Annotated in this window: 10 protein-coding genes; 6 read left to right on the forward strand and 4 right to left on the reverse strand. The window is 71.1% G+C overall.

What is annotated here, in order from left to right; translation table 11 throughout:
• Positions 1–451: 451 nt before the first annotated feature.
• Both acs and ACIRA5_RS18115 read right to left on the reverse strand, forming a co-directional pair.
• Complete coding sequence (acs, locus tag ACIRA5_RS18110) at positions 452–2,452, reverse strand: acetate--CoA ligase (RefSeq protein WP_403691749.1); 2,001 nt, start codon at positions 2,450–2,452, stop codon at positions 452–454.
• Positions 2,453–2,935: 483 nt separating this feature from the next.
• A complete protein-coding gene (locus ACIRA5_RS18115; protein WP_403691751.1) occupies positions 2,936–5,359 on the reverse strand; it encodes a bifunctional SulP family inorganic anion transporter/carbonic anhydrase in 2,424 nt (807 codons plus the stop codon).
• 334 nt (positions 5,360–5,693) lie between these two features.
• On the opposite strand from ACIRA5_RS18115, the gene ACIRA5_RS18120 reads away from it, so the two are divergent.
• The gene (locus ACIRA5_RS18120) at positions 5,694–6,956 is read left to right on the forward strand and encodes a hypothetical protein (RefSeq protein ID WP_403691752.1); all 1,263 of its coding nucleotides are present in this window, start codon (positions 5,694–5,696) and stop codon (positions 6,954–6,956) included.
• On the opposite strand, the gene ACIRA5_RS18125 is transcribed toward ACIRA5_RS18120, so the two are convergent.
• Positions 6,946–7,926 carry an ATP-binding protein gene (locus ACIRA5_RS18125; RefSeq protein WP_403691754.1) on the reverse strand — a complete coding sequence of 327 codons (981 nt, stop codon included), beginning with the start codon at positions 7,924–7,926 and terminating at the stop codon, positions 6,946–6,948. The two genes, ACIRA5_RS18120 and ACIRA5_RS18125, sit on opposite strands and share 11 nt — an antisense overlap.
• Before the next feature lie 101 nt (positions 7,927–8,027).
• Between ACIRA5_RS18125 and ACIRA5_RS18130 the strand changes: the two genes are divergently transcribed.
• Entirely contained in the window at positions 8,028–8,852 is an 825-nt protein-coding gene (locus ACIRA5_RS18130) for an oxidoreductase (protein ID WP_403691756.1), read from the forward strand.
• Positions 8,853–9,211: 359 nt separating this feature from the next.
• Here ACIRA5_RS18130 and ACIRA5_RS18135 read toward each other — a convergent pair whose 3' ends face one another.
• Positions 9,212–10,045, reverse strand: a complete 834-nt coding sequence (locus tag ACIRA5_RS18135) for an HAD family hydrolase (RefSeq protein WP_403691758.1) — start codon at positions 10,043–10,045, stop codon at positions 9,212–9,214.
• A gap of 597 nt (positions 10,046–10,642) precedes the next feature.
• Between ACIRA5_RS18135 and ssd the strand changes: the two genes are divergently transcribed.
• Genes ssd through ACIRA5_RS18155 form a run of 4 tightly spaced genes read left to right on the forward strand, consistent with a single transcriptional unit; the run spans position 10,643 to position 14,569 of the window.
• On the forward strand, positions 10,643–11,737 hold the full coding sequence (ssd, locus tag ACIRA5_RS18140; protein WP_403691942.1) for a septum site-determining protein Ssd: 1,095 nt from the start codon (positions 10,643–10,645) through the stop codon (positions 11,735–11,737).
• Positions 11,734–12,921: a TadA family conjugal transfer-associated ATPase gene (locus tag ACIRA5_RS18145; RefSeq protein ID WP_352052555.1), complete on the forward strand. Its 1,188-nt coding sequence runs from the start codon at positions 11,734–11,736 to the stop codon at positions 12,919–12,921. The genes ssd and ACIRA5_RS18145 overlap by 4 nt, the downstream gene beginning before the upstream one ends.
• Positions 12,921–13,790, forward strand: coding sequence for a type II secretion system F family protein (locus ACIRA5_RS18150; protein ID WP_403691760.1), 870 nt, complete (start codon positions 12,921–12,923; stop codon positions 13,788–13,790). Before ACIRA5_RS18145 ends, ACIRA5_RS18150 begins: the two co-directional genes overlap by 1 nt.
• Complete coding sequence (locus ACIRA5_RS18155; protein ID WP_403691762.1) at positions 13,787–14,569, forward strand: type II secretion system F family protein; 783 nt, start codon at positions 13,787–13,789, stop codon at positions 14,567–14,569. The genes ACIRA5_RS18150 and ACIRA5_RS18155 overlap by 4 nt, the downstream gene beginning before the upstream one ends.
• The last annotated feature ends 54 nt before the right edge of the window (positions 14,570–14,623 follow it).

A 14,623-nucleotide genomic window follows, 5' to 3' on the forward strand; every position in this document is an offset into this window, starting at 1 on the left:
CGATGAGGCGCCGACGGGGGCCCAGCGCTAGGGGTACGGCGGAGTCGTGGGTGCCGCGGTGGATCCCTGTGTGGGGTGCGGGCGCAGGGCGGGGCCGAGCGATGTCGGGGGCGCGGGGTCGCAACGATGAGGCGCCGACGGGGGCCCAGCGCTAGGGGTACGGCGGAGTCGTGGGTGCCGCGGTGGATCCCTGTGTGGGGTGCGGGCGCAGGGCGGGGCTGAGCGATGTCGGGGGCGCGCGATCCCAACGATGAGGCGCGGCGGCCTTGTGGGTGCGAGGGCAGAGCCCCGCGTGGGGTGCGGGCACGGGGCTCAGCGATGGCGGCACCGCGGCGTTGGGGGGTGCGAGGCGGAGCCCCGGGTGGGGTGCAGGGGCGGAGCCCCGCGAGGTGGGGGTGTGGGGGCGCGCAGGGCCCCCACACCCAAAAGGGGCGGGTGGGTGGGGGAACCCTCAGTCCTCGCTCGGTGCCGCCGGCAGCTTCGCCTGGATGAGATCCATCACCGTGGAATCCGTCAACGTCGTGACATCCCCGAGCTCCCGGTTCTCCGCCACGTCACGCAACAACCGCCGCATGATCTTCCCGGACCGGGTCTTCGGCAGCTCGGCCACCGGCAGGACCCGCTTCGGCTTGGCGATCGGACCGAGCGTGGTGCCCACGTGGTTGCGCAGCTCCGCCACCAGACCGGCGTCCTCGGCCGAAGCCGTCCCGCGCAGGATGACGAAGGCGACGATGGCCTGGCCGGTGGTCTCGTCCGCCGCGCCCACGACCGCCGCCTCGGCGACCGCCGGGTGGGAGACGAGCGCCGACTCGACCTCGGTCGTCGAGATGTTGTGCCCGGACACGAGCATCACGTCGTCGACCCGTCCGAGGAGCCAGATGTCCCCGTCGTCGTCCTTCTTCGCGCCGTCCCCGGCGAAGTACTTGCCCTCGAAGCGCGACCAGTACGTGTCGAGGAACCGCTGGTCGTCGCGCCAGATCGTGCGCAGCATCGACGGCCACGGCTCGGTGAGCACCAGGTACCCGCCACCCCCGTTGGGAACCTCCCGCGCCTCGTCGTCGACCACGGTCGCCGAGATCCCCGGCAACGGCCGCTGCGCCGACCCCGGCTTGGTCTCGGTGACCCCCGGCAGCGGCGAGATCATCATCGCGCCGGTCTCGGTCTGCCACCACGTGTCCACGATGGGCGTCCGGTCACCGCCGATGTGCTTGCGGTACCAGACCCACGCCTCGGGGTTGATCGGCTCACCCACGGACCCCAGCACCCGCAGACTGCTGAGATCGAACTTCGCGGGGATGTCGTCCCCCCACTTCATGAACGTACGGATCGCGGTGGGCGCCGTGTAGAGAATCGTCACCCCGTACTTCTGCACGATCTCCCAGAACCGCCCCTGGTGCGGCGTGTCCGGCGTCCCCTCGTACATCACCTGCGTCGCACCGTTCGAGAGCGGCCCGTACGTGATGTACGAGTGCCCGGTGACCCAGCCGATGTCGGCCGTGCACCAGTACACGTCGGTCTCCGGCTTGAGGTCGAAGACGGCGTGGTGGGTGTACGAGGCCTGCGTGAGATACCCGCCCGAGGTGTGCAGGATGCCCTTCGGCTTCCCCGTGGTCCCGGAGGTGTAGAGGATGAACAGCGGCTGCTCGGCGTCGAAAGCCTCCGGCGTGTGCTCGGCGGACTGCCGCTCGACGATGTCGTGCCACCACACGTCGCGGCCCTCGGTCCAGTCGACCTCCTGGCCGGTACGGCGGACCACCAGCACCTTGTCGACCCCGTCGACCCGGTTCACCGCGTCGTCGACGGCCGGCTTGAGCGCGGACGGCTTGCCGCGCCGGTAACCGCCGTCGGAGGTGATGACCAGCTTGGCGTCCGCGTCCTGGATGCGCGTGGCGATCGCGTCCGCGGAGAATCCGCCGAAGACGACCGAATGCGCCGCGCCGATCCGTGCACACGCCAGCATCGCGACGACGGCCTCGGGGATCATCGGCAGATAGACGGCGACCCGGTCGCCCTTCCCGACGCCCAGCTCGATCAGTGCGTTGGCGGCCTTGCTCACCTCGTCCTTGAGCTCGGCGTAGGTGATCGCCCGGCTGTCACCGGGCTCGCCCTCGAAGTGGATGGCGACGCGGTCTCCGTGCCCCGCCTCCACATGCCGGTCGACGCAGTTGTACGCGACGTTCAGCTTCCCGTCGGCGAACCACTTCGCGAACGGCGGGTTCGACCAGTCCAGCGTTTCGGTCGGCTCGGTGGCCCAGGTCAGCCGGCGGGCCTGCTCGGCCCAGAAGCCGAGCCTGTCAGCCTTGGCCTGCTCATACGCCTCCGCGGTGACATTGGCGTTCGCCGCCAGGTCGGCGGGCGGCGCGAACCTGCGCTCTTCCTTCAGCAGGTTGGCCAGGCTTTCGTTGCTCACGACATCTCCCTTTCCCAGGGTGTCCGTTGTGTCCCAGGCCACAGCTCATCAGACCGGGGGCCTCGATGACAAGGGCCGACCTCAAATTGGTTTAGACCTATTGAGGAGCTGGGGCCCCTTCAGGACTACGCACCCGGCATGCATGGGGTACGCACTCCGAGCCACGTACGGACAGACACGCGGGTTCATCCGGCAACCATTCCCGCCACCACTCCCCTCATGTGGATGCCATGACACATGCGACGCCCGGGCGTGTCGCGCCCCCTCAACGTCCGCCCCCTCAACGTCCGCCCCTTCCACGTCCGCCCCTCGACGCCCGGCGCCTCACACCTGGCCTGCACGCCCGACCCCCGCACCGGACCCCCGCACCAGGCCCCCCCGCACCCGGCCCCCGGCAAGGGGCCCCGGCGGGGCCCCGCAAGGGTGCCCCGCGCCCATACACCCGCCTCATCCCTACACGCGGCGTGGCGCGCACCCCCGCCGAGCGGGGCCGCGCACCACGCCTGGGTCACACGGGTGGCGAGGTCAGGCGGGGTGCCGCAGATCCTCCGTCGCCCCCACGTGATCGAAAAGCTCGCCGTCGTCGCGTTCGACCAGCAGATACGCCTGCGCCTCCCCGACGTGGAAGTACATCCCGTGCAGCTCGAGCGCACCCTCCCGCAGGGCCCGCGCCACGGACTCGTGCGCCCGCAGATGCTCCAACTGCTGCACCACGTTGGTCAGACACAGCTGCTCCACCGCGTCGGCCGGCGCCCGCCCGGCGAGCCGGGCCCAGGGACGGTTCTTGGCGGCCATCCGCTCCAGACTGGGCACCCCGTGCCGCAGCCACCGCTTGAGCGGGGTCTGCGCCCCGTCGGGCTCCGCGTTCAACAGCGCCTGCATGGCCCCGCATCCGGAGTGCCCGCACACCGTGATGGATCGCACATGCAGCACGTCCACCGCGTACTCGATCGCCGCGGCCACCGAGTCGTCCCCGCTCTCCTCCCCGGGCCTCGGCACGAGGTTGCCCACGTTGCGTACGACGAACAGGTCGCCCGGTCCGCTGGAGGTGATCATCGACGTGACGAGCCGCGAGTCGGCACAGGTCAGGAACAGCTGCGACGGCTGCTGCCCTTCCCGCGCCAGCCGTGCCAGTTCACCCCGCACCAGGGGCGCGGTGTTGCGCTGGAACGCACTGATTCCACGAGCCAGTTGATGCCCGCTCTGCCCGCCGCGGCCATCGCGCCCGGCGGCATCGGACGCGCCGTCCGCGCCGTCCGGCCCCTCCGACCCGTCTGCCGGGCCCGCCCCACCCGACCGGTCGTCGGCGGATACGGGCTGCGGACCGGCGGAGGGTTCGCAGTGGTGGTTGCGCCATGGCGTCCAGGGGCGGCAGCGGCAGTGGGAGGGGCCCGCGGGCTCGGCGATCCGGGTGCTGGTCCGCCCGGTCAACTCGACGGTGCCACCTCGCGCGACATGCGCGTTCTGCCAGTCCTGAAGGGACTCGTATGCCGCGTGGTCCATGAACGATCCGTCCAACTCCAGGACCACATGCGCCCCTTGGGGTACCAGGTGCAGGGCGCGGCTGAGCCGAGGCACCGCGAGGAACGTCAACTGCCCTCGTACTCGTACGTGATGGACTCCTCCTCTTTCTTCATGCGTGATGCGCGTGCGGGCGAGGCGGTGCAGGGCGACGGTGACGGCCACGGAGACCCCCAGCACCACGCCCTCGAGAACACCGAGGCACACGACGCCGAGCGTGGTGACGACGTACACCAGCACTTCGCGGTGGCGGGTGACCGTGCGGATGTGGTGCAGGGACACCATCTGGATGCCGACGGCCATCACCAGGGCGGCGAGCGATGCGAGGGGGATCAGCTCCAGGATCGGGACCATCAGCAGCGCGGCAACTACTACGAAAACGCCGTGCAGCATCGTGGAGTTCCGGCTCACGGCACCGGCTTGCACATTCGCCGAACTGCGCACGGCGACCCCGGCGACGGGCAGCCCGCCGAGCGCGCCGGAGACGACATTGGCGGCGCCCTGACCGAGCAGCTCCCGGTTCAGGTCGGAGCGGCCCACCCGGGCCTGCTGCGCGGGCCGCCTCGCCACCAGCTTGTCCACGGCCACGGCGCCGAGCAGCGACTGCACACTGCACACCAGAGTGACAGTGAGGACGGCGGCGGCGATTCCGAGCACCGGCCCCTTGGGCAGCCCGGCCAGCGCGTGACTGCTCCAGGACGGCAGGTCGACCTTGGGCAGGACCAGCCCGGTGAGTGAGGCGGTCAGGGTGGCCCCTGCGACGGCGACGAGCGCGGCCGGCACGGTGCGCAGGACGTGTCCGACCCGTCCGGGAATCCGTGGCCAGGCGAAGAGGAGCGTCAGTGTCAGCACGCTCATCGAGACCGCCCCGGGGTGAACGTGCGCCAACTGGTGGGGTAGCGCGCGCAGGTTGTCGAGCACGGAGCTCTGCGGGGTGCCGCCCAGCACGATGTGCAACTGGGCGACGGCGATGGTCACACCGATGCCGGCGAGCATGCCGTGCACGATCGCGGGGCTGACGGCGAGCGCCGTGCGGGCCACGCGCAGGCATCCCAGGCCCAGCTGGGCGACTCCGGCGAGGACGGTGATGGCGCAGGTCGCACGCCATCCGTAGCGGTGGATGAGGTCGGCGGTGACGACCGTGAGCCCGGCGGCGGGCCCGCTCACCTGGAGCGGTGAGCCGCCGATCCGGGCCGCGACGATTCCGCCCACGGCGGCGGCGACGAGGCCCGACTGGAGCGGCGCGCCGGTGGCGAGCGCGATGCCGAGGGACAGGGGCAGGGCGATCAGGAAGACCGCGATCGAGGCCGACAGATCGGCGCCCGCGATACGGAATCGGCGGGGCGGGGTCGGTGGGGGGCTGTGGGGTTGGTGGATGCGCCTGGGCCGAGTCGAGTCGGCGGCGCGGGTGGGGACGCAGGCAGACATTCCCGTCTCCTCCGGGGCAGCGCGGTCGCGGAACAGGTGGTCCCCGTCCAGAGAGGACGGGGGCAGATCGCGGCCGTGGGTCACGGCGTGCAGCGGCGGGACTTTCAAAGCTCGGTAAACGGATCGTAATCCAGAGTAAAGCCCTCATGCGGACTTTAGTGGCAAATGGGGCAGCAAATCACTCGCGTGGGTGAAGCGGGCTTTTTATCGGCTTGTCGTATTTATTCGCTCTCGGCCTCGTGCGACCTTGACGGCGCTGTCGGCATTTCGCCGTACAGCACCCTAGAACGCCCAAAGCGGCGTTGCTCTGACAGAAGGAAGAAGGTGGGCGGAGATGGCCGCCACCCAGAGGATCGCCGCGGGCGTAGCAGTCGCCGCGGCCTGCGCCACGGCGCTCGCCGGTTGCGCCACCGGCTCCAAGGAAGGCACGCACGGCGCGAACGAGGCGGCGGGGGCCCCGGCACCCCGGAGTGCGGTCCGCCTGATCGGTGACGGCTCCACCGCGTACACCGGAGCGCAGCCGCATCTGCCCAAGCCCGAGCGGTTGAAGCCCGGTCAGAAGCCACCGCAGTTCGTGGTCTTCTCGTGGGACGGCGCCGGCGAGGACAGCCAGAAGCTCTTTTCGCACTTCCGCAAGGTCGCCAAGGACAACGGGGCGACGATGACCTACTTCCTGAGCGGCGTGTACCTGCTGCCGGAGGACAAGCGCGAGCTGTACAAGCCGCCGGAGCACTCGCCGGGAAGCTCGGAGATCGGCTTCAATGACGAGAAGGGCATCAAGGACACCGTCGAGCAGCTACGCGGTGCGTGGCTGGAGGGCAACGAGATCGGCACGCACTTCAATGGCCACTTCTGTGGTGCGGACGGCGGTGTCGGCGAGTGGTCGGTCGCGGAGTGGAAGAGCGAGATCGCCCAGGCGAAGGCGTTCGTGAAGTCCTGGAAGACCAACGCGGCCATGAAGAACGCGGCTCCGCTGCCCTTCGACTACGACAAGGAGCTCATCGGCGCCCGCACGCCCTGCCTGGAGGGCCAGAAGAACTTCATGAAGGCGGCCCGGCAGCTGGGCTTCCGCTATGACACCAGCGGCGTCAACAACCAGGTCTGGCCCAAGAAGAAGAACGGCCTGTGGGATCTGTCGATGCAGTTGGTCCCCTTCCCCGGGCACACCTTCGAGCAGCTCACCATGGACTACAACTTCATGGTCAACCAGTCGGGCACACAGACCCAGGGCGACCCCGACAAGCAGGAGTACTGGGGCAACCAGATGCGTGACGGCCTGCTCAAGGGTTTCGACCGCGCCTATGACGGCAACCGCGCGCCGCTGATCATCGGCAACCACTTCGAGTCCTGGAACGGCGGCACCTACATGCGTGCCATCGACCAGGTCGTGGAGAACGTCTGCAACAAGCCCGACGTCCGCTGCGTCTCCTTCCGGCAACTCGCCGACTGGCTCGACGTCCAGGACCCGTCCACGCTGGACAGGCTGCGCGGCCTCAACGTCGGAGAGGTCCCGAAGCAGGGCTGGGCGTCCTTCCTGTCGGGTCGCCCCGCCCCGGCTCCGAAGGGCATCCCGGGGGCGCCGGCCCTCAAGCCGTAGCCACCAGTCCCTCTCCCAGCACGAAACCGGGGTCGACCTGCGCCGCCAGATCGGCCCCGGTCCTCTCGTTGCCCCAGCTGCCCGCGTTCTTCAGGTGGAAGTGCACCATCTGGCGCGTGTAGCGCTCCCAGTCCCGCAGCTCGTACGTGGCGTCGGCGGCGGTCCGCAGGGTGCGCAGGGAGCGGCGGTTGGCGTCCTCCAGGAGCTCGAACCGGGGTGGGCGGCCCTTCTCCATGGCGCGCACCCAGTCCGAGTGCCCGACGGTGACCAGGAGGTCGTCACCGACCTCGGCGCGGAGGAAGTCGATGTCGTCCTGGCCCTGCACCTTGTTGCCGACGACCTTCAGGATGACTCCGAAGTCGCGGGCGTACTCCTTGTACTGCCGATAGACGGAGACCCCCTTCCGGGTCGGCTCGGCGACCAGGAACGTGATGTCGAAGCGGGTGAACATGCCGGACGCGAAGGAGTCGGAGCCCGCCGTCATGTCGACGACGACGTACTCGCTCTGGCCGTCGACGAGATGGTTCAGGCAGAGCTCCACTGCACCGGTCTTGGAGTGGTAGCAAGCCACTCCCAAATCGGCCTCGCTGAACGGGCCGGTGACCATCAAACGGACGGCGCCGCCGTCGAGTTCCACCGGCCGCGCACAGGCGTCGTACACCGGATTGTTCTCGCGCACCCGCAGCAGTCGGGACCCCTCACCGGGCGGGGTCGTCTTGATCATTGTCTCGGCGGACGTGATCCGCGGATTGGAGCCGCGCAGGTAGTCCTTGATCAGCTTTAGCCGCGGGCCCATGGCGGGCAGCCCGGCGGCCACCGCCTCGTCGAGGCCGAGGGCGGCCCCCAGGTGTTGGTTGATGTCGGCGTCCACCGCGACGACCGGCGATCCCGAGGCCGCGAGGTGGCGGACGAAGAGGGAGGACAGGGTCGTCTTGCCGCTGCCACCCTTCCCCACGAAAGCAATTTTCATGTTCACCAAGGGTAGTGGGACGATTGCGTACGGTGCCCCGGCGACGTGAAGAAGACCACTCCTTCGTGGGGTGGGCCGCCGGGGTGCGTAGGGTCGTACTCATGAGTACGACAGGCGCGACCGCCGATCCGCTCGCGGCCCTGGGCTCGCTGCCCGGCGTGGCCGAATCCGTCGATTCCGTCCGCAAGGCGGTGGACCGGGTCTACGGACACAGGATCATGCGGCGCCGCAGCAACGAGATCACTTCCGAGGCCGCACTGCGGGGCGCCCGTGGTTCCGCGGCGCTGTCCGGCGCCGACTGGGCCCTCGAAGAGGTACGCCGCCGCACCGACTTCAGCGGTGACGACGAGGCCCAGACGGTCGGCGCGGCCCTGCGGCTGACCGCCGAGGCGGGCCAACTCCTGTCCATCTGGCGACAGTCGCCCCTCCGGGTGCTGGCCCGGCTGCACCTCGTCGCGGCCGCGGGCCAGGAGGACACCGTCGGCAGGCCCCGCCAGGACGGCGAACCGGTCGACGAGCCGCTCGTCGAGCTGCCCCTGCCGGACGCGGCCGAGGTGGCCGGCCGACTCGAAGGGCTCTCGCAGCTGATCATAGCGGGTGGTTCGGCGCCCGCCCTGGTGAAGGCTGCCGTCGTGCACGGCGAACTGCTCGCCCTGCGCCCCTTCGGCACCCACAACGGCCTGGTGGCACGCGCGGCCGAGCGCATCGTCCTGGTCGGCAGCGGCCTCGACCCCAAATCGGTCTGCCCGGCGGAGGTCGGTCACGCCGAGCCGGGCCGCGCGGCTTATCTGGCGGCACTGGAAGGCTATGTCTCCGGCACCCCGGAGGGCATGGCGACCTGGATCGCCCACTGCGGCAGGGCGATTGAACTGGGAGCCAGGGAGTCGACAGCTGTCTGCGAGGCGCTTCAGCGGGGCGCGGCGTAAGTCCCTGGACAGGGTTGCGGCGGTACGAGTTTTCGTACCGCCGCTGGCATGCTCACCGGGTTACCAAGCGTCCTCGATATGTTGCCCATCAGGTCGGGAACTCCTGCCCGTCACCTGGTGCGGCTGGCCCGTAATCGACGGGTCGACGTCGCGTGGGTGCTCGATGTCCATGCGCGGTCCGTGGGGCCTTGGTTGCGTTTGAAGGTGATCCTTTCGGATGTCCTTGGTCTCGCGGGCCGTTAAACCCTTTCTACTCCTGGTCCAGAGGAAGCGGAACCCCTGACTGTACTTCTTTACTTTTAGGTTCAAATGGGAGTGAATCGGGACGTAGATATGCCGCACGCGCTCGCGTGACGCGCTCACATCACTGTCGCGCGCCGTTTGCTCGTGTACCAGACGAGTCCCGCGGTGGCCGCCGCCGCTCCTATCGCGGCCGCCGCGACGAGCGCCGGACGCGGCGGCACCGACAGCGTGGGCAGCCGCTGCTTGAGCCGGACCGGCCGGTGGAAGTCCAGAATCGGCCACGAGCGGGCAAGCGCCTCGCGTCGCAGCGCACGGTCCGGATTCACCGCGTGGGGATGGCCGACGGCCTCCAGCATCGGAACGTCGGTCGCGGAGTCGCTGTAGGCGTAGCAGCGCGCGAGGTCGTACCCCTCGGACGTGGCCAGCTCCTTGACCGCCTCGGCCTTCGTCGGCCCGTACGCGTAGTACTCCACTTCTCCGGTGAAGCAGCCGTCCTCGCCGACGACCATGCGCGTGGCCACCACCCGGTCCGCGCCGAGCAGCTCTCCGATCGGCTCGACCACCTCCGCCCCGGACGTGGAGACGATCACGACGTCGCGTCCGGCGGTGTGGTGCTCCTCGATGAGGGAGGCGGCCTCGTCGTAAATGATCGGGTCGATCAGGTCGTGAAGCGTCTCGGCGACGATCTCCTTGACCTGCTGGACGTTCCAGCCCCGGCAGAGCGAGGACAGGTATGCGCGCATCCGCTCCATCTGATCGTGGTCCGCGCCGCCCGCCATGAAGACGAACTGGGCGTATGCGGTGCGCAACACGGCCCTTCGGTTGATCAGCCCGCCTTGGTAGAACGACTTGCTGAACGTGAGCGTGCTCGACTTCGCAATGACCGTCTTGTCCAGGTCAAAGAAAGCTGCCGTGCGAGGCAAGGAGTGGTTTTCCACGGGCCCGAGCATATGCGCCCACCATTCGGGCTAGTGTGGGGCGCGTGGGTTTGCCTGAGAGGGCTCTCGGGTACACCATGGAAGTCACGGATCGTTCGCGACCGTGCTAACCCGGTCCGACTCCTCCCCCCCCGAGTCGGCCGTGGGGACGACCCCCGCTCTCCCCCCCCGGCGGGGGTCGTCGCATGTCCGGATGGGTTTTTCCCCTCTTTCGCGCGGCCCCGGGCCCCCGTTGTCACCGCTGTGGCCGCCCCTTTCACGTACCCATGATTCGTCACTCTACGTGTCCGTGAGGCTGCTCTGTGGAAGTCACAGGCGACTCACCGGTATGGGTGAAGGCGATATTCACAACCACTGAGTTGTCCACAGTTATTGACCAAGATCCACACGATTTTCTGGATCGCTGCACCGTGATTCCAGCGCGTCCCGCTCGCCGCGAGTTCCTCGCGGCACGTTCATGGCGGGTTCCGTTTGTCGGACGCGTTTGGCCGGTTCGTATCGGCCGTTCATATGGAGGCCGCTTGCCGGTTCTTCACACGAGCGGGAATCGCGGGTCCGCAGAGGACCTTGCGAGCACCGCGCAAGGAGCAGCGAAGGGGGCTGGAGATCGTGGCGGGAGCCATCACGCACGACCTGCCGCCCGCCGCCGACGGGCGGCAGGGCGGACCATTGATCGTCACAGAGGACGCCGAACTCCTCGACGACCTGCTGCGCCTGTGCGCCGCGGCGGGCGCGAGGCCGGAAGTCCACCACGGGGTGCCTGAGGGCCGCGGCAGCTGGGAGGCGGCACCGCTCGTCCTGGTTGGCGACGACGCGGCGCGGCGCGTACGCGGAGCAGCGCGCCGGCGCGGAGTCGTGCTGGTCGGCCGGGATCAGGACGACTCCGGCGTCTGGAAACGGGCTGTCGAGATCGGAGCCGACCACGTCCTGATGCTTCCGGACGGCGAGCAGTGGCTCGTCGACCGCATCGCCGACGTGGCCGAGGGAGTCGGCCGACCCGCGCTCACCGTCGGCGTGATCGGCGGTCGCGGCGGGGCCGGAGCCTCCACGCTGGCCTGCGCGCTCGCCGTCACCTCCGCGCGCGAGGGACGCCGCACCCTTCTCGTGGACGCGGATCCCCTGGGTGGCGGACTCGACGTACTCCTGGGCGGAGAGGCCGCCGAAGGCCTGCGCTGGCCGGCGTTCGCCGCCTCCCGCGGCAGGGTCGGCGGCGGCGCCCTGGAGGAGTCCCTTCCCGAACTGCACGCGCTGCGCGTCCTCAGCTGGGACCGCGGCGACTCCGTCACCATCCCGGCGCAGGCCGTCCGGGCGGTCCTGGCCGCCGCCAGACGGCGCGGCGGCACCGTGGTCGTCGACCTGCCCCGCCGCGTCGACGAAGGAGTCGCGGAAGCCCTTGCCCAGCTCGACCTCGGACTGCTGGTCGTCCCCGCCGATCTGCGCGCCGTCGCGGCGGCCAAACGGGTGGCGTCCGTGGTCGGCATGGTCCTGCGTGATCTGCGCGTCGCGGTCCGCGGCCCCTACGCGCCGGGTCTCGACGACCGTGAGGTGGCTCGCCTGCTCGGACTGCCACTGGTCGGCGAAGTGCCCGCGGAGTCCGCGCCGCTGGACGCCGGTGTGCCACCCGGGGGAGCGGCGCGCGGGCCGCTCGCCCGGTTCTGCATGGCCTTCTGGCAGCGGGTTCCGGTGGAAGGCGGGGGCGTATGAGCCGGGAGGCGGGCACGGGGACCGGCACGGGACTGCTGGACGGCGTACGGCAGTGGCTCGCCGAGAGCGGTTCGGAACCGACTCCCGCGCGCGTGGCACAGGCCCTGCGCGAGCAGGGGCGAGTGCTCGGAGACGCCGAAGTCCTCGGCGCCGCCGAGCGGTTGCGCTCCGAGCTGGTCGGCAGTGGGCCGCTGGAGCCGCTGCTCGCCGACCCGTCGGTGACCGACGTCCTGGTGTCCGCGCCGGACCGGGTGTGGGTGGACCGGGGCGGTGGCCTGGAACTGACGACCGTCTCCTTTCCGGACGCGGCGGCCGTACGACGCCTCGCGCAGCGCCTCGCGGCCGTGGCCGGGCGAAGGCTCGACGATGCCCGCCCCTGGGTCGACGCCCGGCTTCCGGACGGCACCCGCTTGCACGCGGTGCTGCCCCCGGTGGCCGTCGGCTCCACCTGCCTGTCGCTGCGGGTCGTACGGCCGCGCGCGTTCACCCTCGATGAGTTGGTGGCGGCGGGGACAGTCCCGCCCGGCGGGGACCGGGTACTCAGAGCCCTGCTGGACGCCCGGCTGTCGTTCCTGATCAGCGGTGGCACCGGAAGCGGCAAGACGACCCTGCTGAGCGCGCTGCTGGGGCTGGTCGGTGCCGGGGAGCGGATCGTGCTGGCCGAGGACTCGGCGGAGCTGCGGCCCGACCATCCCCATGTGGTGCGCCTGGAGGGGCGGCCCGCCAATCAGGAGGGCGTCGGACTCGTGGCGCTGCAGGACCTGGTCCGTCAGGCCCTGCGCATGCGACCGGACCGGCTGGTGGTCGGGGAGGTGCGCGGACCGGAGGTCGTGTCGCTCCTGGCGGCGCTCAACACGGGCCACGAGGGCGGCTGTGGAACGGTGCACGCGAATGCGGCGGCGCAGGTACCGGCTCGGCTGGAGGCCCTGGGCACCGCGGCAGGGCTCGACAGGGCCGCGCTGCACAGCCAGTTGGCGGCGGCGCTGTCCGTGGTCCTGCATCTCGTACGCGACCGGGCCGGGCGGCGGCGGATCGCCGAGGTGCATGTCCTGGAGCGCGATGAGACGGGGTTGGTGGTGACGGTGCCCGCGCTGCGGTGGGGCACGGAGGCGTTCGCGTACGAGCGGGGGTGGGAGCGGCTGCGGGGGCTGCTCCGGGACGGGACCGAGGGGAGTGGGCTGTGATGACGCGGGCCGGTGACATCTCGGTGGGGGCGGCCATGGCGTGTGCCGGGGCGGCGGCCTGGCTGATGGGCGGCTGGGACGCGGGGGCACGCAGGGCGCGGCTGCTGTGCGCGGGTGGCGGGGTGGTCGCCACCGGACCGCCGACGTGGGAGCGGGCACGGGCCGAGTGGCGGCGGCTACGCGGGCGGCTGCGTCCCGAAGGGTGGTCACTGGTCGCCGGGCTGGTGATCGCGGTACTGGGCGCGTCCGTGCTGCCGCTGTTCCTCGGGGCGGCCGGGATGCCGCTGCTCCGCCGAGTACGGCGGGCCGGGGAGGCGCGGCGCGCGGGGGAGCGTCGGGGTGAGGCGGTGATCGCCCTGTGCGGGGCGCTGGCCGGCGAGGTGCGGGCCGGGCATCAGCCGGGCGAGGCACTGCGCAGAGCCGCGCGCCACTCGGGCGGGCTCGGCGAGGCGCAGGCGGTGGTGCTGGCGGCGGCGCGGTTCGGCGGTGATGTGCCGGGCGCGCTCACCGACGCCGCACGGCAGCCGGGGGCCGACGGCCTGGTGGGGCTCGCCGCGTGTTGGCGGGTGGCGGTGGACCGGGGTGCGGGCCTGGCGGCGGGACTCGACCGCCTGGAAGGGGCCCTGTGCGCGGAGCGGGACCAACGGGCCGATCTGCGGGCTCAATTGGCGGGATCGCGATCCACGGCGGTGATGCTCGCGGGGCTGCCCGTACTGGGCCTTCTGCTCGGTACCGCGCTGGGCGCCGACCCGCTGCACGTGCTGCTGCACAGCGGGCCGGGTCTGGGCTGTCTGGTGGTCGGTGGGGTGCTGGAGGGCGTGGGGCTTTGGTGGGCGCTGCGCATCGTGAGGGGAGCGGAGGCGGCATGAGCGCGGAAGTTGTCCACATGCTGGGGGAGCTCGTGTGCGGGGCGCTGGCGCTGGGGTGGCTGCCGCGAGCGCTCGGCGCGACGCGGCGTGAGCGAAGGGCGCGCAGAAGGCTGACCGAGCTGCTGGCTCTGGAGAGGACGCCCGAGAGGCGGCACTTCGCGGTCCGGGACGTCGTGCGGCGGTGGCTGCCGGTGGCGGGCGCGGTGTGCGCCGGCTGGGTGCTGGTCGGGGGGCTTGCCGGGATTGTGGTGGGGCTGCTGGCCGGGTTCGGGGCCTGGCGGTGGCGGGAGCGACGCGGACCGGGGCCGGTGGAGGAGTACGACGTGGCGCTGGCCGCCCGGCAACTCCCTTTGGCAGCCGACCTGGTCGCGGCCTGTATCGCGGCGGGGGCGGACCCCGTGGTCGCGGCGCAGGCGGTCGGCGAGGCCCTGGGCGGACCGGTGGGGGAGCGGCTCGCGCGGGGCGCGGCGGAGGTGCGGCTCGGGGGCGAACCGGTCGAGGCATGGCGGAGGTTGGCGTCGCTCCCGGGCGCGGGGGCGCTGGCACGGCTGCTGGAACGGGCGGGGGAGTCGGGCGTACCGGCGGCCGTGCCGGTCGGGCGGCTCGCCATGGAGGCCCGCGCCGAGCGGGGCCGCGCCGCGACGGCGCGGGCGCGCCGGGCGGCCGTCATGGTCACCGCGCCCGTCGGGCTGTGCTTTCTTCCCGCGTTCCTCGCGATGGGCGTTCTGCCCGTGGTGATCGGGCTGGCGGACGGGGTGTTGGGAGGGGGTGGCGGATGACGGGCGGCGACGTGCGGTGAACGACTGACGACCAAATGACGACCAACAGGTTCG

It is taken from the genome of Streptomyces sp. NPDC096311, assembly GCF_044763085.1.
Classification (GTDB): Bacteria; Actinomycetota; Actinomycetes; order Streptomycetales; family Streptomycetaceae; genus Streptomyces.